This is a genomic window from Variovorax sp. GW821-FHT10B04, assembly GCF_059415645.1.
Window position 1 is genome coordinate 141,054 of the sequence record NZ_JBWKNQ010000013.1, and the last position, 22,438, is coordinate 163,491.

Annotated in this window: 15 protein-coding genes; 8 read left to right on the top strand and 7 right to left on the bottom strand. The window is 68.8% G+C overall.

What is annotated here, in order from left to right; translation table 11 throughout:
• Positions 1-36 precede the first annotated feature (36 nt).
• Positions 37-1,185 carry a lytic murein transglycosylase B gene (gene mltB, locus AC07PZ_RS26350; RefSeq protein ID WP_495298118.1) on the top strand — a complete coding sequence of 383 codons (1,149 nt, stop codon included), beginning with the start codon at positions 37-39 and terminating at the stop codon, positions 1,183-1,185.
• Entirely contained in the window at positions 1,182-1,808 is a 627-nt protein-coding gene (locus tag AC07PZ_RS26355) for an HD domain-containing protein (RefSeq protein WP_495298119.1), read from the top strand. The genes mltB and AC07PZ_RS26355 overlap by 4 nt, the downstream gene beginning before the upstream one ends.
• A gap of 47 nt (positions 1,809-1,855) precedes the next feature.
• On the opposite strand, the gene glpD is transcribed toward AC07PZ_RS26355, so the two are convergent.
• Complete coding sequence (glpD, locus tag AC07PZ_RS26360; RefSeq protein ID WP_495298120.1) at positions 1,856-3,400, bottom strand: glycerol-3-phosphate dehydrogenase; 1,545 nt, start codon at positions 3,398-3,400, stop codon at positions 1,856-1,858.
• Positions 3,401-3,463: 63 nt separating this feature from the next.
• Between glpD and glpK the strand changes: the two genes are divergently transcribed.
• Positions 3,464-4,957, top strand: coding sequence for a glycerol kinase GlpK (glpK, locus tag AC07PZ_RS26365; protein WP_495298121.1), 1,494 nt, complete (start codon positions 3,464-3,466; stop codon positions 4,955-4,957).
• A gap of 112 nt (positions 4,958-5,069) precedes the next feature.
• Here glpK and AC07PZ_RS26370 read toward each other — a convergent pair whose 3' ends face one another.
• The 3 genes from AC07PZ_RS26370 to AC07PZ_RS26380 form a co-directional block, all read right to left on the bottom strand.
• Complete coding sequence (locus AC07PZ_RS26370; protein WP_495298122.1) at positions 5,070-6,026, bottom strand: alpha-E domain-containing protein; 957 nt, start codon at positions 6,024-6,026, stop codon at positions 5,070-5,072.
• Positions 6,027-6,044: 18 nt separating this feature from the next.
• Positions 6,045-7,583, bottom strand: a complete 1,539-nt coding sequence (locus AC07PZ_RS26375) for a circularly permuted type 2 ATP-grasp protein (RefSeq protein ID WP_495298123.1) — start codon at positions 7,581-7,583, stop codon at positions 6,045-6,047.
• Positions 7,584-7,727: 144 nt separating this feature from the next.
• Positions 7,728-10,133: a DNA internalization-related competence protein ComEC/Rec2 gene (locus AC07PZ_RS26380; RefSeq protein WP_495298175.1), complete on the bottom strand. Its 2,406-nt coding sequence runs from the start codon at positions 10,131-10,133 to the stop codon at positions 7,728-7,730.
• A 165-nt stretch (positions 10,134-10,298) separates the two neighbouring features.
• On the opposite strand from AC07PZ_RS26380, the gene AC07PZ_RS26385 reads away from it, so the two are divergent.
• From AC07PZ_RS26385 to AC07PZ_RS26405, 5 genes are all read left to right on the top strand, one after another.
• Complete coding sequence (locus tag AC07PZ_RS26385; protein ID WP_495298124.1) at positions 10,299-13,901, top strand: transglutaminase family protein; 3,603 nt, start codon at positions 10,299-10,301, stop codon at positions 13,899-13,901.
• A gap of 106 nt (positions 13,902-14,007) precedes the next feature.
• Positions 14,008-14,820 (top strand): hypothetical protein, encoded by an 813-nt coding sequence (locus tag AC07PZ_RS26390; protein WP_495298125.1) that lies wholly within the window; start codon positions 14,008-14,010, stop codon positions 14,818-14,820.
• A gap of 321 nt (positions 14,821-15,141) precedes the next feature.
• Positions 15,142-17,814: a circularly permuted type 2 ATP-grasp protein gene (locus AC07PZ_RS26395; protein ID WP_495298126.1), complete on the top strand. Its 2,673-nt coding sequence runs from the start codon at positions 15,142-15,144 to the stop codon at positions 17,812-17,814.
• A 14-nt stretch (positions 17,815-17,828) separates the two neighbouring features.
• On the top strand, positions 17,829-18,872 hold the full coding sequence (locus AC07PZ_RS26400) for a transglutaminase family protein (protein WP_495298127.1): 1,044 nt from the start codon (positions 17,829-17,831) through the stop codon (positions 18,870-18,872).
• Between the two features lie 85 nt (positions 18,873-18,957).
• Positions 18,958-19,416, top strand: coding sequence for a RidA family protein (locus tag AC07PZ_RS26405; RefSeq protein WP_495298128.1), 459 nt, complete (start codon positions 18,958-18,960; stop codon positions 19,414-19,416).
• 15 nt (positions 19,417-19,431) lie between these two features.
• Here AC07PZ_RS26405 and AC07PZ_RS26410 read toward each other — a convergent pair whose 3' ends face one another.
• From AC07PZ_RS26410 to AC07PZ_RS26420, 3 genes are read right to left on the bottom strand one after another with little or no spacing between them, the layout of a single operon-like run.
• Positions 19,432-20,466 (bottom strand): LacI family DNA-binding transcriptional regulator, encoded by a 1,035-nt coding sequence (locus AC07PZ_RS26410; protein WP_495298129.1) that lies wholly within the window; start codon positions 20,464-20,466, stop codon positions 19,432-19,434.
• Between the two features lie 25 nt (positions 20,467-20,491).
• The gene (locus AC07PZ_RS26415) at positions 20,492-21,481 is read right to left on the bottom strand and encodes a 2-hydroxyacid dehydrogenase (RefSeq protein ID WP_495298130.1); all 990 of its coding nucleotides are present in this window, start codon (positions 21,479-21,481) and stop codon (positions 20,492-20,494) included.
• A complete protein-coding gene (locus AC07PZ_RS26420; RefSeq protein ID WP_495298131.1) occupies positions 21,478-22,428 on the bottom strand; it encodes a sugar kinase in 951 nt (316 codons plus the stop codon). The genes AC07PZ_RS26415 and AC07PZ_RS26420 overlap by 4 nt, the downstream gene beginning before the upstream one ends.
• Positions 22,429-22,438: the final 10 nt, after the last annotated feature.

The following is a 22,438-nucleotide window of genomic DNA, read 5'->3' on the forward strand; positions in this document are numbered from 1 at the left end:
GCTGCGGCGGCTGTCCGGCCGCGTCACAATCGACCGATGCGATGCCACATTTCCCTCGCCGTCTCGTCGCTGGCGCTGCTCGCGCTGCTGGCAGGCGGCGCGTCTTCCGCCGCGACGGAAACGCACAAGCCCCGCAAGCCGTCGGCTCAGAAGTCGTCCAAGCCCGCCGCCGGCAAGCGCGCGCCCGCCGGGCCGGCCCGCGCCGCAGCGACGCCGGCCCGCAACGGCCCGCTGTACGCCACGCGCGACGACGCAATGGCCTTCGCCGACGACGTCGCCGCACGACGCGACCTCGACCGCGAATGGGTGCGCGCCGCCATCGGCCGCGCGCGGCTGCTGCCCAGCGTGCCGCGCCTGATGCTGCCGCCCGCCAAGGGCACGCCGAAGAACTGGCGCGCCTACCGAAGCCGCTTCATCGACCCGGTGCGGATCGCGGCCGGCGTGCGCTTCTGGCGCGCCAATGCGACCACGCTGGCGCGCGCCGAAGCCGAATTCGGCGTGCCGGCGGACATCATCGTCGGCATCATCGGCGTGGAGACGATCTACGGCCAGAACACCGGCAGCTTCCGCGTGATCGACACGCTCGCCACGCTGGCCTTCGACTTTCCGCAGGCGCATCCGCGCGCAGCCGAGCGGCAGGCCTTCTTCCGCGACGAGCTCGAGAACTTCCTGAGCCTCGCGGCCCGCACCGGCGCCGACCCGATGGCGGCGCTCGGCAGCTACGCGGGCGCCATGGGCATGCCGCAGTTCATGCCGAGCAGCATCAGCAAGTACGCGATCGACTACGACGGCAACGGCCGCATCGACCTGGTCAACGACACGGCCGATGTGATCGGCTCGGTCGCCAACTATTTCCGCGCGTTCAACTGGCAGCCCGGCATGCCGGCGACCTACCCGGTGCACTTCGGCCCGTCGGGCGCCGACCTCGACGCGCTGCTCGCGCCCGACATCCTGCCGACCTTCAGCGCCGCGAGCTTCGAGGCCAAGGGCGCGCTGCTCGACAGCCAGGGACGCAGCCATCGGGGGCCGCTCGCGCTGATCGAGCTGCAGAACGGTGGCGACACGCCCACCTATGTGGCCGGCACCGAAAACTTCTACGCCATCACGCGCTACAACTGGAGCAGCTACTACGCGATGTCGGTGCTCGAACTCGGCCGCGAAGTTCGCGCCGCGCTGGAACCATGAACTGGGACATTCAGTGGAATGCGTCCTGGGACGACGCCTGGACCGCACTCGGCACAGCGCCCGCGCCCGGATTGCGAGAACAGCTGCTGGCCCGCTACGCCGAGCCGCAACGCCACTATCACACGCTGCAGCACCTCGGCGAATGCCTGGCCTGGTTCGAGCGTGAACGCGCCGGGGCCGAACATCCGGCGGAAGTGCTGTTGGCGCTCTGGTTCCACGACGCGATCTACGACGTGCATGCGCACGACAACGAAGCCCGCAGCGCCGAATGGGCGCGCGACGCGTTGCGCGCCGCAGGCGCAGCGGTGGAAGCGGCAGACCGCGTGCATTCGCTGGTGATGGCCACGCGCCACGATGCGCTGCCCGAAGGCCGCGATGCCGAACTGCTGATCGACATCGACCTGGCGATCCTCGGCGCGAGTGCCGAGCGCTTCGACGAGTACGAGCGGCAGGTGGGCATCGAATACGGCTTCGTGCCCGACGAGGTACGGCGGCCGCGGCGGCGCGCCATCCTGCAGCGCTTCCTGGACCGGCCCGCGATCTACGCGACGCCCGGCATGCATGCGCGCCTGGAGGCTTCGGCGCGCAGCAACCTCATGCGATCGATCGCCGCGCTGGGCTGACCGGGCCGTTCAGCGCGCAGCCTGCGTCGCTCGGCGCCCGGGCTGCGTCAGCGTGCGAACCAGGCCGCGACACGCGCCCGCTCGGCCGGCGTGTAGTGCAGGCCCAGCTTGGAACGGCGCCACAGCACGTCGTCGGCCGCGACCACCCATTCCTGGTCGCGCAGATAGGCCAACTCGCGCAAGTGAAGTCCTGGCGCAACCTCCTTGCCCATGTCGGCCAGCGCCTGTGCGTCGCCGATCACGCGGTCGATGCGCGTGCCGTAGGCGCGTGCCAGCCGGCGCGCCAGAGCCTCCGGCAACCACTTGTAGCGATGCCGGGCAGCGGCCACGAAGCGCTCGAAGTCCTTGTCCGGCCGCTTGGCAGCGCCGATCCACGGCGAGAAATCGCCGCCCGGCAGGAAGGCCTTGCCCGTCCACGCGGTACGGACCTCGCCAAGCATGCGCCCCACCTCGTCGGCCGCGTCTTCCGCGAGCTTGCGGAAGGTCGTGATCTTGCCGCCCCACACCGACAGCAACGGCGCGGCCGAGGTGTTGGGCTCGAGCAGGTAGTCGCGCGTGACGGCGGACGGATCGCCCGACGCGTCGTCCAGCAGCGGACGCACGCCCGAGTAGGTCCAGACCACGTCGGCCGGCGTGACCGGCTTCTGGAAATAGTGGCTGGCCTGCGCACAGAGGTAATCGATCTCGTCCTGCGAAATCTGCGCGGCACCCGGGTCGTCGCCGCTGATCTCGACGTCGGTCGTGCCGATCAGCGTGTAGTCGCCCTGGTAAGGGATCGCGAAGATGATCCGCTTGTCCGGATTCTGGAAGATGTAGGCATGGTCGTGCGTGAACACGCGCGGCACCACGATGTGGCTGCCCTTGACCAGCCGCAGCTGCTTGGTCGCGAGCTTCTCGCCCGCGGCCGGCTGGGCCGCGTTGCGCAGGAAGGACTCGGCCCAGGGGCCGGCCGCGTTCACGACCGCGCGGGCGCGCACGGTGCGGGTGCCGCCCGGGCCTTCGAGTGTGGCGGTCCAGCCGTCGGCATCGCGGCGAGCGCCGGTGCAGCGCGTGCGCGTGAGCACCTCCGCGCCGCGGCTGCGCGCATCGACCGCGTTCAACACGACCAGCCGCGCGTCGTCGACCCAGCCGTCTGAATACACGAAGCCGCGCTTGAACCGCGGCTTGAGCGGCGCGCCCGCCGGATGTCCCTGCAGGTCGACCGAGGTCGAGCCCGGCAACACTTCGCGCTTGGCCAGGTGGTCGTACATGAACAGGCCGAGCCGGATCATCCAGGCCGGCCGCAACGATTTGTCGCTCGGGTCGGTCGGCATCACGAAACGCAGCGGCCACATGATGTGCGGCGCGCTCTTCAGCAGCACCTCGCGCTCCTGCAACGCCTTGCGCACCAGCGAGAACTCGTAGTACTCCAGGTAGCGCAGGCCGCCATGGATCAGCTTGGTGGACGCCGAGGACGTGTGCGACGCCAGGTCGTCCTTCTCGCACAGGATGACGCGCCAGCCGCGGCCGGCGAGGTCGCGCGCAATGCCGCAGCCATTGATGCCGCCGCCGACGACCAGGACGTCGCATTCGCTAAAGTGGGAGTCGCTCAAGATGGGCTCGTTCAATTCGATCAGGCGATTTGTACACGATGCCGCATTGCCAGGAGACAGCCCATGACCTACCTTCTTGCCCTCGATCAGGGCACTTCCAGTTCACGCAGCATCGTGTTCGATCGCGAAGGCCATATTGTCGCCATCGCACAGCGCGAGCTGCCGCAGATCTATCCGCAGCCCGGCTGGGTCGAGCACGATCCGATGGAGATCTGGCGCGGCCAGTTGGCCACGGCACGCGAAGTGCTGGCCAAGGCCGGGCTCGCCGCAACCGACATCCACGCGATCGGCATCACCAACCAGCGCGAGACCACGCTGTTGTGGAACCGCAGGACCGGCCAGCCCGTGCACCACGCGATCGTCTGGCAGGACCGGCGCGCCGAACCGCTCTGCGCACGGCTGCGCGACGACGGCATGACCGACACGATCCGCGACAAGACCGGGCTCGTGATCGACGCCTATTTCTCGGGCACCAAGCTGCGCTGGCTGCTCGACCACGTGCCAGGCGCGCGCGAGCAGGCGGTGCGCGGCGAGCTCGCCTTCGGCACGGTCGACAGCTGGCTGATCTGGCAGCTCACCGGCGGCAAGGTGCACGTGACCGACGTCAGCAACGCGTCGCGCACGATGCTCTTCAACGTCCATACCAACCAGTGGGACGCCGAACTGCTGCAGGCGCTCGACATACCGGCCGCGCTGATGCCCGAGGTCAGACCGTCGAGCGCCCATTTCGCCGATACCGATGCCGGGCTGCTCGGCGCGGCACTGCCGATCGGCGGCGTGGCCGGCGACCAGCAGAGCGCGCTGTTCGGCCAGGCCTGCTTCGGCCCGGGCATGGCCAAGAACACCTACGGCACCGGCTGCTTCCTGTTGATGCACACCGGCGACGCATTCCAGCCGTCGACCAACGGCCTGCTGGTGACCAGCGCCGCACAGACCGGCACGCAGCCGCAGTACGCGATGGAAGGCAGTGTGTTCGTCGGCGGCGCGGTCGTGCAGTGGCTGCGCGACGGCCTCAAGGCCATCAAGGGCAGCGCCGAAGTGCAGTCGCTGGCAGAGAGCGTGCCCGATGCCGGCGGCGTGATGATGGTGCCGGCCTTCACCGGCCTCGGCGCGCCTTACTGGGACGCCGACGCGCGCGGCACCATCACCGGGCTGACGCGCGGAACCACGGTCGCCCACATCGCCCGCGCCGCGCTGGAGAGCATCGCGTACCAGAGCGCTGCATTGCTCCAGGCGATGAGCCGCGACGCCGTGGCCGCAGGCGGTGCGCCGGTCTCCGAACTGCGGGTGGACGGCGGCGCCTGCGTGAACGACCTGCTGATGCAGTTCCAGGCCGACCTGCTCGGCATACCGGTCGTGCGCCCCGAAGTCATCGAAACCACCGCGCTCGGCGCCGCCTACCTCGCCGGCCTGTCGACGGGCGTGTACAGCGACGTGACGCAGTTGTCGAAACTATGGCGCGTGGAGCGCAGATTCATGCCGACGATGGGGCGGGCGCAGGCGGATGACGCCATGGCGCGGTGGGAGCGCGCGGTCCGGCAGGCAACCACCCTGTAACCACCGGCCTTGTTCCAGAGACACCGCGGAACTGGCTTCGCCAGGCCGCTGGTGTCGCCCCCGGTAGGGGGTTGGCGAAGCGACACGAAGTGCGCGCAGCCTGGGGGCGAGCCTAATGTGTTGGAACCAGAAAGTCCTGGCTGATCCGCCACCCCAGCTCGTTCACCCGATCCAGGAACTGCGTCAGGTACGCATGGAGTCCGGTCGCCAGGATCTCGTCGACCCGCGCGAACTGCAGGTCGGCCAGCAGCTTGCCGGCGCGGCGCTGGGTTTCGGCGCTCTGGTCGTTCTGCACCTTGGCGAGGTTCGCCACGACCTCGGCCAGGCTCGCGTGCAGCGAGCGCGGCATGTCGGCGCGCAAGATGAGCAGCTCGGCCACGCGCTCCGGCTTGATCACGTCGCGGTAGACCTTGCGATACACCTCGAAGGCCGAGACACTGCGCAGGATCGCGCTCCAGTGATAGAAGTCGTACTCCTGGTCTTCCTCGGTCGCGGTGCCGAAGAACTCGCTGTTGAGCGCGTGGAACTTCACGTCGACCAGGCGCGCCGTGTTGTCGGCACGTTCCAGGAAAGTGCCCAGGCGCGAGAAGTAGAAGGCCTCGTCCTGCAGCATGGTGCCGAGCGTGACGCCGCGCGACAGGTGCGAGCGGAACTTCACCCATTCGAAGAACTGCGCCGGATCACGCTCGAAGTCGCCGGCGCGCAGCATGCGGTTGACTTCGAGCCAGGTGGTGTTCTGCGTTTCCCAGGCTTCGGTGGTCAGCGCGCCGCGCACTGCGCGTGCGTTCTCGCGCGCAGCCCGCAGGCAGGACACGATCGACGACGGGTTCGACTCGTCCTTGACCATGAACTCCATCACGCTGTTGGGCGAGATCTCGTCGTACTTCTCGTTGTACGCGGGCAGCAGTTCGCTGATCGACAACACACCCTGCCATCCAAAGGCGGCGACCTCGGCCGACTGCGGCAGCAGCGATGTCTGGTAGTTGACGTCGAGCATGCGGGCCGTGTTCTCGGCCCGCTCGGTGTAGCGGGACATCCAGTAGAGGTGGTCGGCGGTGCGTGACAGCATGTCTGGCTTCTCCTTGCTTCAGGCCGACGGGGCTTGCGTTGACGTTTGAGTTTGAGTCTGGGTTTGCGACTGCCTGGCAGCCGGCGCAGCGGCCTTCGCGACCGGGCGGCGATCCGCCTCGAGGATCCAGGTGTCCTTGGTGCCGCCGCCCTGCGACGAATTGACGACCAGCGAGCCCTCCTTGAGCGCGACGCGCGTGAGGCCGCCGGGAACCATCTGCACTTCCTTGGCCGACAGCACGAAGGGCCGCAGGTCGATGTGGCGCGGCGCGATGCCGGCGTCGACGAAGGTAGGCGAGGTCGACAGGCTCAGCGTGGGCTGCGCGATGTAGCCGTCCGGCTTGGCGAGCACGGCCTTCTTGAAATCCTCGATCTCGGCCTGCGTGGCGGCCGGGCCGATCAGCATGCCGTAGCCGCCGGCGCCGTGCACCTCCTTCACGACCAGGTCCTTCATGTTGTCGAGCGTGTACTGCAGCTCGTCCTTGTTGCGGCACATGTAGGTCGGCACGTTCTTCAGGATCGGCTTCTCGCCGAGGTAGAACTCGATCATCTTCGGCACGTACGGATAGATCGACTTGTCGTCGGCCACGCCGGTGCCCACGCCATTGCAGATCACGACGTTGCCTTCGCGGTAAGCGCGCATCAGGCCGGCGCAGCCCAGCGTGGAGGTCGGGCGGAACACTTCCGGGTCGAGGAAGTCGTCGTCGACCCGGCGGTAGATCACGTCGACCCGCTTCGGGCCGCGCGTGGTGCGCATGTAGACGAAGTTGTCCTTGACGAACAGGTCCTGGCCTTCGACCAGCTCGATGCCCATCTGCTGCGCCAGGAAGGCGTGCTCGAAGTAGGCGCTGTTGTACATGCCGGGCGTGAGCACGACGACCGTCGGCTCGGCGGTGGCGGCCGGTGCGCTGGCGCGCAGCGTTTCCAGCAGCAGGTCGGGGTAGTGGGCGACCGGCGCGATGCGGTTCTGGCTGAACAGGTCCGGGAACAGCCGCATCATCATCTTGCGGTTCTCGAGCATGTAGCTCACGCCGCTGGGCACCCGAAGGTTGTCCTCGAGCACGTAGTACTCGCCATTGCCGTCGGCGTCGGGCGCGCGGACGATGTCGATGCCGGAGATGTTGGAGTAGATGTTGTTCGGCACGCTCACACCCATCATCTCGGGGCGGAACTGCGCGTTGTTCAGGATCTGCTCGGCCGGGATGATGCCGGCCTTGATGATCTCCTGGTCGTGGTAGACGTCGTGCAGGAAGCGGTTGAGCGCGGTGACCCGCTGGACCAGGCCCTTTTCCATGCTCTCCCACTCGTGGGACGGGATGATCCGCGGAAGCAGGTCGAAAGGAATGAGGCGCTCGGTACCCGAGCCGTCCTCGTCCTTGGCGCCGTACACCGCGAAGGTGATGCCGACGCGGCGGAAGATCATTTCGGCCTCTTCGCGGCGGGATCGCATCAGTTCGCCGGGCTGTCGGGCCAGCCATTGGTCGTAGCGCTTGTAGTGGCTCCGGATCGCAGCGCCGCTGTAGGGCAGCTGCTCGTACATCTCATCGAATTTGTGCATGGGAACGACCAATCTCCTTCGGCATAGCTTAGCAAGTTCGAGGCCATCTGCCCGCTGATCCACGTCTAAAAAAATCGTCGGGCGGCCTCCCGGCGACCTTCGCGCGAAGGCGTTCCCGACGACGCCAGCCCGGCGCGGCGAGGCCTACGGCACGACGTGATGCCAGTACCGCCGGGCGACTTCCCGCTCGCACCGGAGCACGGCAGGCCGGGGGCTCGACCAGCCCACCGCGCCGCAATGGGCCGAGTCGACCAGCCGGATGCCGGCCTCCCGGTAGCGCGCCTCGACCTCGGCCGCCGGATGGCCGAAGCGGTTGCGGTAGCCGGCCTGCACGATCGCCGCCGTGGGCGCCACGGCGTCCAGCAGGACGGCGCTGGACGACGTCTTGCTGCCGTGGTGGGGGGCCAGCAGCAGATCGGCGCGCAGCGAGGGGTTGCGCGCCACCAGCGCGGCCTCCTGCATGCGTTCGATGTCGCCGGTCAGCAGCACGGTGGCCGCGGCGTTGCGGATGCGCAGCACACAGGACACCGCATTCGGCTTGCCGAACGACGCATAGTCCCCGGCGACCGGATGCAGCACGTCGAAGTCGACGCCGTCCCACGCCCAATGCTGGCCGGCCTCGCAACGTGTGGCCGGCCGCAAGGCCTGCAACGGGTGCGTCGGCTCGATCGAACTCAGCAGCGCCGCGTGGGGCTGCGTGGCGAGCACGGCCGGCGCACCACCGGTGTGGTCGATGTCGCGGTGGCTCAGCACCAGCGTGTCGATGCGCTCGCCCAATGCGCGCAGCAGCGGCACGAGAACGCGCTGCCCGGCGTCGCTCTCCAGGCTGTAGCGCGGACCGGCGTCGTACAGCAGGCTGTGGCTGGCGGTGCGGACCAGCACCGCGTTGCCCTGCCCGATGTCGGCCGCCAGCAGATCGAAGTCGCCCTGTGCGGGACGCGGCGCCTGCCAGAGCAGCACGGGCAGCAGCAGTGGCAAGCCCAGGAAGCGCATCGGCCATGGCAGCCGCATCGCCAGCAGCAGGCCGCCGGCCATGCCGGCCACCGTCATCCACAGCGGCGGCGCCGGCATCGAGAGCGTCGCCAGCGGCCAGCCGGCCAGCACCTGCAACAACGCATTCAGGCCTTGCACCGCCCAGGCGGCCAGAGCCCAGAGTGGCGGAAGCAATGCGCCGAGCATGGCCAGCGGCGTCACCACCAGCGTGACCCAGGGGATCGCCACGGCATTGGCCAGCAGGCCGACGACGGACACCTGCTGGAAGAGCAGCACCGTCAGCGGCGTGAGCGCCAGCGTGACGACGGCCTGCTCGCGCGCCAGCTGCCGCGCATGGCCGCTCAACCCGGCGGCACGCGGCCGGCCGGTCAGCGGTTCGGTCGCGAACAGTGCGCCGACGGCAACGAAGCTGAGCCAGAAGCCCGGCTGCATCAGCGCCCACGGATCGGCGGCCACGACCGCTGCGCAGGCCAGCAGCCAGACGTGCGGCCAGGGCCAGCGCCGACCCGTCAGGCGCAGCAGCGCAACGGCCGCCAGCATCCAGACGGTGCGTTGCGAGGGCACGCCCCAGCCGCTGAACAACGCGTAGAGCGCGGCGAGCAGCACGCCGCCGAGCAGCCCCGCATGCGGCGCCGGGAACAGCAGCATCAACCGCCGGCTGCGGCGCCAGGCCGCGCCCACGGCCAGGCCGGCGAGCCAGGCGAACATGGTCACGTGCAGGCCGGAGATCGACATCAGGTGGGCCACGCCGGTGGCACGGAAGACATCCCAGTCGGAGCGTTCGATCGCAGCCTGGTCGCCGGTCACGAGCGCCGCGATCACGCCGGCCTGCCGCCGATCGGCGACCCGCTCGAAGATCGCGTCGCGCACGGCCTCGCGGGCCCGCTCCACCGGGTGCCACCAGGTGCGCGCGACACGCAGCGGCGAGGCATCGGGTGCGCCGCTGCGCACATAGCCGGTGGCTTGCACGCCCTGCTCCCAGAGCGACAACTCCTGGTCGAACCCATGCGGATTGAGGGTGCCGTGCGGCGCCTTGAGACGGACCGTCAGACGCCAGCGCTCGCCCGCATGCACCGGGCCCGGTGCTGCCGCCGCCGGCACGCCGTCGTCGCCGGCCCGCGCCCACAGCCCGCTGTTGGCTGCATACCAGGCGAGCGCCAGCCGCGGCGGCAACGTCAGTGGCGGCCCGTTGCGTGCCGGACCGTCCCCGGCCAGCCCCGGCGTTTCGACGTCGAGGCGAAAACGCACGCCGCCTTCGTCGAGCTGTGGCATCTGCGCGACGACGCCGGTCACCACGATGTCGCGACCTTCGAGAGCGGGGTCGAGCGCACCGCCTGCATAGACCGCGGCGCGCCAGCCCGTCAGGCCCGCGCCGAACGCGATGCCCAGCGCGAGCGCCAACGGCAACGCGAAGCGGCTGACGGCGGCGTGTCCCCGCCATCGGCGCGACGCCAGGGCCATGACCACCGGACCGATGGCCAGCACCGCGTAGAGGCCCACCGGCCATAGCGCCGCCTGCTGCAATTGCAGCGCGGCGCCCACCACCCAGCCGGCCATCCAGGCGAAGCCGGCCGGCTGTCCGACCTCCCGATCGGCTAGCACAAACTCATTTCAAAACGCATGTCGCAACACTCCCTGCAGACGCTCTTTGGCGCGCTAATTGCTTCGCTTGTGGGCTAGTATGCGGTCTCCTCCGAAGCATCTCGACGCCTAGAACAAAACATGTCCATTCACGCTGCGCTTCACCACGTCACCCACTACAAGTACGACCGTCCGGTGCAGCTGGGCCCACAGGTCGTTCGCCTGCGCCCTGCACCGCATTGCCGCAGCAACGTCATCTCCTACTCGCTGCGCATCGAGCCCGAACAGCATTTCGTCAACTGGCAGCAAGACCCGTTCGCGAACTACCAGGCACGGCTGGTGTTCCCCGAGAAGACCACCGAGTTCAAGGTCACGGTCGACCTCGTGGTCGAGATGGCGGTCTACAACCCGTTCGACTTCTTTCTCGAGCCGCAGGCCGAGAATTTCCCGTTCAAGTACACCCAGTCGCAGGCCGAGGAACTCGCGCCCTATCTGGTGGTCGAGCCGGTCACGCCACTGGTGGAGGCCTACCTCGACAAGATCGACCGCACCGAGAAGCGCACGATCGACTTCCTGGTCGGGCTGAACCAGCAGGTGCAGCAGGACGTCAACTACCTGATCCGCATGGAACCCGGCGTGCAGACGCCGGAAGAAACGCTCACCAACGGCAGCGGCTCCTGCCGCGACTCCGGCTGGCTGCTGGTGCAGCTGCTGCGCCACATGGGCCTGGCCGCGCGCTTCGTCTCGGGCTACCTGATCCAGCTCACGCCCGACGTGAAGGCGCTCGACGGCCCGAGCGGCACCACGGTCGACTTCACCGACCTGCACGCCTGGTGCGAGGTCTACCTGCCCGGCGCCGGCTGGATCGGCCTGGACGCCACGTCGGGCCTGCTGGCCGGCGAAGGCCACATCCCGCTGGCCTGCACGCCGACGCCTTCGAGCGCCGCACCGATCGAAGGCGTGGTGGACGACGCCGAGGTCGAGTTCGGCCACGAGATGGTGGTCACCCGCATCCACGAATCGCCGCGCGTCACCAAGCCCTACACCGACGAGCAATGGGCCGAGATCCTCGCGCTGGGCGACGCCGTCGACACCCGCCTCGCGGCCGGCGACGTGCGCCTCACCATGGGCGGTGAGCCGACCTACGTGGCCACCACCGACCGCGACGCGGCCGAATGGAACACCGATGCGCTCGGCCCGACGAAGCGCGGCTACGCCACCGAACTCGTGCAGAAGCTGCGCGCCGAATACGGCGACGGCGGCTTCCTGCACTTCGGCCAGGGCAAGTGGTACCCGGGCGAACAGCTGCCGCGCTGGGCGCTGTCGATCTTCTGGCGCGCCGACGGCCAGACGCTCTGGCACAACCCCGAGCTCTTCGCCGACGAGCGTGAGCCGACCCATTACACGAGCGAGGACGCACGCCGCTTCACGACCGTGCTCGCCCACCGGCTCGGCCTGACCGAACGCTTCATCCAGCCGGGTTACGAGGACGTCTACTACTACCTCTGGCGCGAACGCCGTCTGCCGGTCAACGTCGACCCCTTCGAGTCGAAGCTGGACGACGAGATGGAACGCATGCGGCTGCGCCGCGTGTTCACGCAGAAGCTCGACGCGGTCATCGGCTACATGCTGCCGATCGAACCCGGCAACGCCGACGGCGACGCACCCGCGCTCGAAGGCCCGGGCTGGAAGACCGGCCCCTGGTTCCTGCGCGACGACCGCCTCTACCTCATCCCCGGCGACTCGCCGATGGGCTACCGCCTGCCGCTCGACTCGCAACCCTGGGCCAGCAAGGGCGACTACCCCTACCTGATCGACCGCGACCCGACCGCGCCGCGCGACGGCCTGCCGAGCGCCGCCGACTACCGCGCACGCTACGCGACCGCGCCGATGGCGCCGCAGGGTGCGGATGCCGGCACGGTGCCCTATGCCTTCGGCGCGTCGCCGCAGTCGACCGCCGCGCTGCGCATGCAGTCGACCGTGGCGTCGGCCACCAGCAGCGCCTTCGGTGCGAGCGGTGGCAGCGGAGAAGCTGGCACTGACGCCGGCGAAGGCGATCTCGGCCCGGGCGGCGACGCCGGCCGGCGCAGCAGCGCCAACCGCAGCCGCGACGATGTCACCACGCCGCGCCAGCCGCGCCGCGGCGAGTCGGCCCATTGGGTGACGCGCACCGCGCTCTGCGTGGAAGTGCGCGATCCGCGCCGCGCCAACGGCCCGGCTGCCGAAAAGCTCGGCAGCTCGTCGGGCGTGCTCTACGTGTTCATGCCGCCACTGGCGCGGCTCGAGGACTACATCGACCTGGTGGCCGCCATCGAGGCCACGTCCGAGCAACTGGGCCTGAAGATCGTGATGGAAGGCTACCCGCCGCCGCGCGATCCCCGCCTGAAGATGCTGCAGGTCACGCCCGACCCGGGCGTGATCGAGGTCAACATCCATCCGGCACACAACTGGAAGCAGCTGGTCGCCCACACCGAATTCCTGTACGACGCCGCCTTCGAAACGCGCCTGTCGGCCGAGAAGTTCATGACCGACGGCCGCCACACCGGCACCGGCGGCGGCAACCACTTCGTGATGGGCGGCGCGACGCCGGCGGACAGCCCCTTCCTGCGCCGGCCCGAATTGCTGGCCAGCCTGCTGCTCTACTGGCACAACCATCCGTCGCTCAGCTACCTGTTCTCGGGCATGTTCATCGGCCCGACGAGCCAGGCGCCCCGCGTCGACGAGGCCCGCAACGATCAGGTCTACGAACTCGAGATCGCACTCAAGGAGATCGCGAAGAACCGCGAGATCTACGGCGCGAACATGCCGGCCTGGCTGGTCGACCGCACGCTGCGCAACATCCTGGTGGACGTCACCGGCAACACGCACCGCAGCGAGTTCTGCATCGACAAGCTCTATTCGCCGGACTCGTCGACCGGCCGCCTCGGCCTGCTGGAGCTGCGCGCCTTCGAAATGCCGCCGCATGCGCGCATGAGCATCGCGCAGCAGTTGCTGATCCGCGCGCTGGTCGCGCGTTTCTGGGACGAGCCGTACAAGGCGCCGGCCACGCGCTGGGGCACCGAGCTGCACGACCGCTTCCTGCTGCCGACCTTCGTGAAGATGGACTTCGACGACGTCATCACCGAGATGCGCCTGGCCGGTTTCGCTTTCGACGCCGACTGGTTCGCTCCGCACCTGGAGTTCCGCTTCCCGCTGGTGGGCCAGGTGCAGGCGATGGGCGTCGAGCTGTCGCTGCGCAACGCGCTCGAACCCTGGCATGTGATGGGCGAAGAAGGCTCGGCCGGCGGCACGGTGCGCTACGTCGACTCGTCGCTCGAACGCATCGAGGTCCGCGTGACGGGCCTGAACGAAAGCCGCTACGTCATCACCGTGAACGGCAAGGTGCTGCCGCTGCAGTCGACCGGCACCGTCGGCGAGTTCGTCGCGGGTGTGCGCTACAAGGCCTGGAACCCGCCGTCGGCACTGCATCCGAGCATCGGCGCCCATGCGCCGCTGACCTTCGACATCGTCGACACGTGGATGAAGCGGTCGCTGGGCGGCTGCCAGTACTTCGTGGCGCATCCGGGCGGCCGCAACTACGACACCTTCCCGGTCAACGCCTACGAAGCCGAAAGCCGGCGCATGTCGCGCTTCACGCGCATGGGCCACACGCCCGGCCTGTTGCGCACGCCGCCGGCGACGATCGAGCTGGCGGGCAGCCGCGAGTTTCCGTTCACGTTGGATCTGAGGCGTCACCCCTCCTGAGCAGGCCATGGCAGAGTTCGCAAGGCCGAATGCGTCTTCGCGTGTGCGTCATGGCCGCCATGCAATGGCAACGACACTGCGAAAACGCGGACCCGAAAGCCTATGAATGACGATCCAGACAACCTCTTTTTCGATGGACGGGACTATTCGACGGTCCAGCGTCCAATTGCCGCAAACCGTGCCCGTCGCGCGCCTGCCCCGCGCCATCGACCCCCATCTCCAGCAACTCGCGGATAAGACGGCGGAAGGCCGTGCCAGCTGGAGTGAATCGGATTTCGGCAGCAGCAAAAGCGGCGATGTGCGACTGCCCGACATGCTGATCATGAAAGATCAGCTTGGCCCGGGCATTCCATACCAAGATTGCCAGGGCGATCCAGCCCACATCGTGAGGATGTACCTCGATCAGCCAGCGCCGCTGAACCTGGACCGCGGTGAGCAACAGGCGTTGCGCCAAGCCTCCGACAGCATGCGAAGCCTGGTGCAGCAATGCGGCCATGCGCTGACGCCCGCCCAATGCGAAATTGCACGGCGTGTAGGTGTGGAACACCCGGAGCATGTGCGCTATGTCTGCATGTCGCCCAAAGAGTTTGAGCAGCAATTTCCGGCAAAACTGGAAGAGCTTATAGGGCTTCCGGCCAGCGGCTTGTTGGCGCTGACGTTGGATCGCGATGCCATCGTTTTCGTCGGCGACGATCCCATCAATGCGGAGCTTCTGGCGCACGAGTTGCGACATGTTCGCCAAGCCGAAATTGCACATGAAAGCGGCACCAACTTCTTGGACGCCAGCCTGGCCGAGTTGCAAGAGTCGGGGTACCACCGCAGCGCACTTGAAATCGACGCCTGTGTCTATGAGGCGGACCCGCGCGTTACCGAGGGGCTGCCGGAAACCTTCAAGCCGCCGTCCGCAAGCCGGCTGTAAAGCCAGTTGACGCGTTGTGTGACCACGCCGCGCCTGCCATCAGATGGCACCTGATGAACTAAGCCCAGCGACCAAAGTGCGCCGCCGAAGAAGGCATCGGTTCGGAGACGGTGCGATTGACCATGTTGACTCCACAAGTTAGATCGCACCATTAAAGAGCAGCCCGTTACCGGCCCTGACGCAAGTGAAAGCACCAATGAAGCGGCGAAATCTCGCAAGAAAGAGACGACAGCAGGAAACTTGCCTTCGGCACCACATGTGCAGTGCGAAAATGCCTGCACTGTGGAACCGTTGAACGAATCTCTCTTTGGCGCGCAAGCGATGGAAACGCCTGCGGCGCTCGCGTCTGCGCTCGCCCCCAACGCGACGCCGGGGCACTTCGACGAGCTGCGCGGCTTCGCACAGCCCGCGATCGCGCCGCGCCCCCCGGCACCCGCAGCCGGCACGGTTCTGTACGACGCGGCCTCCACACCGCCGCCCCATCCTGCTGCCGCTGCGGCCACCGAGCCCGCGGCCAAGGACAAGCCGCCGCTGACGCCTGTCTGGAACCGCTTCTTCGAACACATCGGTGCCGGTGGCTTCACCGACCTGCCACGGCGCGCCCTCAACCTCGAACGCCAGATCCGCGACAACGGCGTCACCTACAACGTCTACGCCGATGCCGACGGCCCGCAGCGGCCGTGGTCGCTCGACCTGTTCCCGCTGATCATCTCGCCTGAAGGCTGGGCGCAGATCGAAGCCGGCGTGCTGCAGCGTGTGCGCGTGCTCGACCGCGTGATGGCCGACGTCTATGGCCCGCAGCAGCTGCTCGCCGAAGGCCTGCTGCCCGCGGCGCTGGTGCGCGGCCATCCGGGCTACCTGCGCGCCATGCATGGCGTGAAGCCGCCGGGCGACACCTGGCTGCACATCGCCGCCTTCGACCTGGCGCGCGGCCCCGACGGCAACTGGTGGGTGGTTTCGCAGCGCACACAGGCGCCGTCGGGCCTGGGCTACCTGCTGGAGAACCGGCTGGCCATCTCGCGCCAGTTCCCGCAGGCCTTCGAGGCACTGCAGGTGCAGCGCCTCGCCGCCACCTACAGCGCCATGATGGAGGGCCTGCAGCAGATGTGCCCGGCCGGCGCGCCGCCGCACATCGCGCTGCTGACGCCCGGCCCGTACAACGAAACCTATTTCGAGCACGCCTACCTGGCGCGCTACCTCGGCATCACGCTGGTCGAAGGCAGCGACCTCACGGTGCGCGACCAGCGGCTCTACCTCAAGACGCTGCAGGGCCTGCGACCGGTGCACGGCCTCATCAAGCGGCTCGACGACCAGTTCCTCGATCCGCTCGAACTGCGCCCCGATTCCACGCTGGGCGTGCCCGGATTGCTGCAAGCCATCCGCGCAGGCAATGTGCTCGTGGCCAACATGCCGGGGTCGGCCTTCCTCGAATCGCCGGCACTGCTGGGCTTTCTGCCAGCGCTGGCACGCCGCCTGATCGGCGAAAAGCTGCAATTGCCGGCACTGCCGACCTGGTGGTGCGGCGAGCGCGCCGCGCTCGAATCCGCGCTTCCCCAACTGGCCGATGCGGCGATCAAGTCGACCTATCCCGGCTACGACTCGCGCACCAGCTTCGAGGCGGTGCTCGGCAGCCAGATGGGCCGGCGCGAACTCGATGAATGGGCCGGCCGGATCGTCCGGCAAGGCGACGAGCACACGGTGCAGAGCTACCTTCCGCTGTCTCAGATGCCCACCTGGTCGCAGGACCGCGGCGCCAGCACCGGCCGCATTGCGCCGCGCGCGGTGCTGTTGCGGGTCTTCGCGGTGAGCGACGGTGCGCAATCCTGGCGGGTGCTGCCCGGCGGCCTGGCCCGGCTGGCCGGCGCCAATGCGCAGATCGCTTCGATGCAGCGCGGCGGCAGCAGCGCCGACGTGTGGGTGCAGACGCACGGCGAAATCGACCGCACCACGCTGCTGCAACCGCACGCCACGCCCGCGTCGCTCGCACGCCACCGCGCACCGGTGACGAGCCGCGCGGCCGAAAACATGTTCTGGCTGGGTCGCTACACCGAGCGCGCCGAGAACGCGGTGCGCCTGGCACGCCTGATCCTCGACGTGCTCGGCGGCGAGGGGCAGTCGTCGCGCGCGCTGCTGACCTGGATGCACCAGCTGGCGCAGCGCAACGCGCTGATCCCGCCCGAAGTGCCGATCGGCACCAAGTCGCTGCGCGTCTTCGAGCGGGCACTGATCGCCGAACTCGGCGACGCCGACGGCGGCAGCGTGGGCTACAACCTGCGCAGCGTGCGGCAGGCCGCTGCAGCGGTGCGCGAGCGGCTGTCGCAGGACCACTGGAAGCAGATCGTGCGCGCCGAGGAAGAATTCCTGCGCCATACCGCCGAGCAGGCCGGCGAGAAGCGCGAAGGCAGCTATGCCGCCAGTGCCGCGGTTCGCTCGCTCGAGGCGGCGAGTGCCGCGCTCGCCGCGATGACCGGCGCGCAGACCGACCGCATGACGCGCGACGACGCCTGGCGGCTGCTATCGATCGGCCGCCACATCGAGCGGCTCGCCTTCCTGTCGAACGCGCTGGCCGCCGGTTTCGCCAACGGTTCCGTGCACGAGGTCGCCGGCTTCGAAGCCATCATTGCGCTGTTCGACAGCACCATCACCTTCCACGGCCGCTACCAGCAGCGTCGCGACGTCGCGACGATGGTCGACCTGCTCGTGCTCGACGGTGACAACCCGCGCTCGCTCGCCTGGGTCACGCAGACGCTGCGCGGACGCATCGCCAAACTGGCCGGCAGCGCACCGGGCAAGCTCACCGCGCTGTCCTACGAATTGCCCGACCCGGCCACCTGGACGCTCGAACGCCTCTGCGATCCGGGCCCGGACGCCAAATACCCCGCTCTGGTCGAACTGTTCAAGATCTGCGAAACCGCGGCCTATCACGTGTCCGACTCGATCGGCACGCGCTACTTCACGCTCACGTCCGAATCGCTTCGGTCGGTGGGCGCCTAGCTCCGCATCCCGGCATGCTTCTCCACGTCACCCACGAAACCCGCTACGACTACACCCCGCCGGTGGAGACGGCGCAGCATCTCGCCCACCTGAAGCCGCGGACCACGGCCTCGCAGCGGCTGGTGAGCCACACGCTGGCCATCACGCCGACGCCCGCGCAATGCCATGAGCAGCTCGACCTGTACGGCAACACGCGCGCCTTCTTCGCGCTCGACTCCACGCACCACGAACTGGTGGTCACGGCCGAAAGCGTCGTCGAGACGTCCGACCCCGTGCTCGCGAGCTGCATCGCGCGCATGCTGCCCTGGGAAGAGGTGCGCGAGCGCTTCCGCTACAGCAAGGGATCGCGCTTCGATCCGGCGTCGGACTTCGTGTTTCCGTCGCCCTACGTACCGCGCCACGACGACTTCGCCGCCTATGCGCGGCTGAGCTTTGCGCCCGGTCGCCCGACCTTCGACGTGGCGATGGACCTCACGCACCGCATCTACCGCGATTTCGAATACGACGCCGGCAGCACCGAGATCAACACGCCGGCCGTGGAAGCGCTCGCACAGCGCCAGGGTGTCTGCCAGGACTTCGCCCACATCATGATCGCGTGCTTCCGCACCATGGGGCTGCCTGCGCGCTATGTCAGCGGCTACCTGCTCACGCAGCCGCCACCGGGCCAGAAACGGCTGGTCGGCGCCGACGCCTCGCACGCCTGGGTGTCGGTCTACCTGCCGGCGACCGATGGCCCGGGCGACTGGGTCGATTTCGACCCGACCAACGGACGCCAGCCCGGCCAGGACTACGTGACGCTGGCGATCGGCCGCGACTACTCCGACGTGTCGCCGATGCGCGGCGTGCTGCACGGCGGCGCACGCCACACGCTCGACGTCGGGGTGACGGTGCAACCGCTCGAGGAAATGCAGGCCTATCTGCCAGGCATGGCGCTGGTGCCCGGCCTGTCGTCGCAATCGCAGGGCCAGTCGCAAGGTCAGTCACAGGGCCAGGGCCAGTCACAGTCCCAAGGCCAGCCCGGCATGCTGCCGCCGGTCCAGCTGCAATCCCAGTCCTGAGGGCCAGCGGAGGCGGCACGGCGCGAAGCCGCCACACGCCCGCCACCTCTGCCTTCTTTTTCCGTTCCATCCAAGGAGTCTTTCCATGAGCGTCTACGACAAACTCACCGCCCTCGGCATCACGCTGCCGCCCGTCGCCGTCCCCGCTGCCGCCTATGTGCCTTTCGTGCAGACCGGCAACCTGGTCTTCCTGTCCGGCCACGTGGCCAAGAAGGACGGCAAGCCATGGGTCGGCCAGCTCGGCGGCGCGATCGACACGGCCGAAGGCAGGCTCGCCGCGCGCGCGATCGCGATCGACCTGATGGGCACGTTGCATGCGGCCGTGGGCGACCTGAACAAGATCAAGCGCATCGTGAAGGTCATGAGCCTGGTGAACTCGGTGCCGACCTTCACCGAGCAGCATCTCGTGACCAACGGTGCCAGCGAACTCTTCGCCGAAGTCTTCGGCCCGGAAAAAGGTGCGCATGCGCGCAGTGCCTTCGGCGTGGCGCAGATCCCGATGGGCTGCTGCGTCGAGATCGAACTGATCGCCGAGATCGGCTGATCCCGCCGGGCTCTCTCAGGCGATCGAAGAACCCCGCACCATCAGCCGCCCAGGCAGCAGCTGCTGGCGTGCGGGTCCTTCGAAGCCCCGCAGCCGATCGATCAGGCTCGCCGCGGCCGCCCGGCCGATGCCATCGGTCGGCTGTTCGATGGTGCTCAGGCCCGGCCCGACCAGCGGCGCCCATTCGGTGTCGTCGAAACCCACGAAACCCAGCTGCTCGCCGAAGCGCCAACCCAGCCGTGTCATTGCGGCCGCTACGCGAAGCGTGACCACCGCATTGCCCGCCACCACGGCGGGCCGGCGGCCTGGCCGCCCGGCAGCAGCCCGTTCGCCCAACGCCCGCAGCGCGCCGTCGAGCGCATCCTGACCCGCCTCTTCGCTCTCGAAGATCTCGCCGGCCACTCCATCGGCCGCATGCGTCGCGACGCAGTCGCGGAAGGCGGATGAACGCTCGCGCCGCGTGCTCACGCCCTGCTGCGGCTCGGTGATGTAGAGCAGCTCGCGCCAGCCGCCGGCCACCAGGTGTTCGCAGGCCTGCGCCATCGCGCCGGCGTTGTCCAGCGAGACGAAGTCGGCCTCCATGCCGGCATGGCGACGATCGACCAGCACCGCCGGCTTGCCATGCATCGTCACCGCATCGACCACGCCCGCGCCGCGGCCCAGCGTGTTGAGGATGAAGCCGTCGACCTTGTAGCCCGCGAGCGCGTCGATCGCCTCGCGCTCGCGGCCGAACTCGTTGCCGAGGTTGAACAGCACGACGAGATAGCCGGCGTCCTGGCAGGCCTTCTCGGCCCCGCGCAGCACGGCGACCGAATAGGGGTTGGTGATGTCGGCCACGATCAGCCCGATCAGGCGCGAGCGGCCCAGGCTGAGCGCCTGCGCCATCGGGTTGGGCGTGAAGCCAAGCGCTGCGATCGCCGTCTCGACGCGCGCGGCGATGTCGGGACTCAGCAGCCGCTCGCGATGGTTCAGGAAGCGCGAAACGGTGGCCTTCGACACGCCGGCCGCCTCGGCGACGTCGGCAATGGTGGCGCGACCGCTGGGCTTCATGGGTGGGCGCGCTTTCGCGCCGCCCTCAGGCACTTGCGGTGTCGTACACCGCCGTGGGCCGTTCACCGGCCAGTGCCTGCAGCAGGTTGGTCGTGGCGAGCTCGGCCATGGCGTGACGCGTCTCGTGCGTGGCCGAGCCGATGTGCGGCAACGGCGTCACGCGCGGATGCGTGCGCAATGCCGACGCCAGCGGCAGCGGCTCCTTGGCGAACACGTCGAGCCCGGCGGCGCGCAGGCGGCCACCGTCGAGCGCCGCCAGCAGCGCGGTCTCGTCGACCGTCGCGCCGCGTCCGCCATTGATGAAGATCGCGCCCGGCTTCATGCGGGCGAACAGGCCGGCATCGATCATGCCGCGCGTGCTGTCGGACAGCGGCAGCATCGCGACGACGAAGTCGGCACGCGCCAGCAGTTCGTCGAGCGGCGTGTGGATGGCGCGCGCCTGAAGCTCGGGCGCGTGCGCACCCAGGTCGACCGGGCGGCGCGCGTGGTAGAGCACCGGCATGCCGAAGCCCAGTGCGGCGCGGCGCGCGATGGCCTGGCCGATGCGGCCGAAGCCGAGCAGACCGAGCGTCTTGCCGTGCACGTCGAAGCCGAACAGGTCTTCGCCGATGTTCTTCGTCCACTCGCCGTTGCGCACGAGGTTCGACAGTTCGACCACGCGGCGGCTGGTCGCCATGAGCAGCGCGAACACCGTGTCGGCCACGGTTTCGTCGAGCACGCCGGGCGTGTGGCACAGCACGATGCCGCGCGCATGCAGCGCGGCCAGGTCGTAGTTGTCGACACCGACCGAAATGCTGGACACGACCTCGAGTCGGGGCGCGGCTTCGAGAAGGCCGCGATCGACCGGATAGCTCGAGCCGATCAAGCCTTGCGCCGTGAGCAGCGCCGCATCGAACGCCGCGCGCTGCGTCGGCAGCTTGGGGTTCGCGACGATCACGTCATGCACGGCCTGCAGCCGTGCGAGCTGATCGTCAGGCAACTCGCGGAACACCAGGACCTGCTTGCGCGTGCTCACAGCCCGGCCTCCTCGAGCTGGGCGCGCGTGGGCAACCCTTCGGTGTCGCCGAGCACCTGCACGGCGCGCGCGCCGATCCAAGAGCCGCGCCGCACCGCGTCGGGCACCGACCGGCCTTCGAGCAATGCGCTGATCACGCCGGCTGCGAAGCCGTCACCGGCGCCGACGGTGTCGATCACTTCCTTCACCGGAAAGCCCGGCACGCGGCCGGTGCCGGCCACGTCGCTGTCGTAATAGGCGCCGTCGGCACCCAGCTTCACGACGACCAGCTTGGCGCCGAGCCGGCGGTAGAAGGCGGCAATGCCTTCGGGCGTGCTTTCGCCGGTCAGCAGCAGGCCTTCCTCGATGCCGGGCAGCACCCAGTCGGCACGTGCCGCGAGGTCGTTGATGGCCGTGCGCATCGCGTCGGTCGACGCCCACAGCGTCGGCCGCAGGTTCGGGTCGAAGGAGATCGTGCGGCCTGCGGCACGCATCGCGTCCATGGTCTTGGCAGCGGCCGGCAGCGTGGTCGCGGAAATCGCGGCGAACACGCCGGTCGCATGCAGATGGCGCGCCGAGGTGAGCCACGGCACGTCGACGTCGTCGGGCGTCATCTGGCTCGCGGCGGAACCCTTGCGGTGGTACTCGACCGGCGGATCGCTGCCATCGGTCACACGGCCCTTGAACTGGAACCCGGTGCGCTGCGTCGGGTCGCAGATCACGTGCGAGCAATCGATGCCCTCGCCCTTCATCGTCGCGATCAGGTAGCGCCCCATCGAGTCGGTGCCGAGCCGGCTGGCCCAGCCGACCTTCAGGCCGAGCCGCGACAGGCCGATCGCCACATTGGTCTCGGCGCCGGCGGTGCGCTTGTAGAAGGCTTGCGCGTCCTCGATCGGACCGGGACGGTCGGCGACCATCAGCAGCATCGCCTCCCCGAACAACGCAACGTCGAAAGTGGTGTCGGTCATCGCAGGGCTC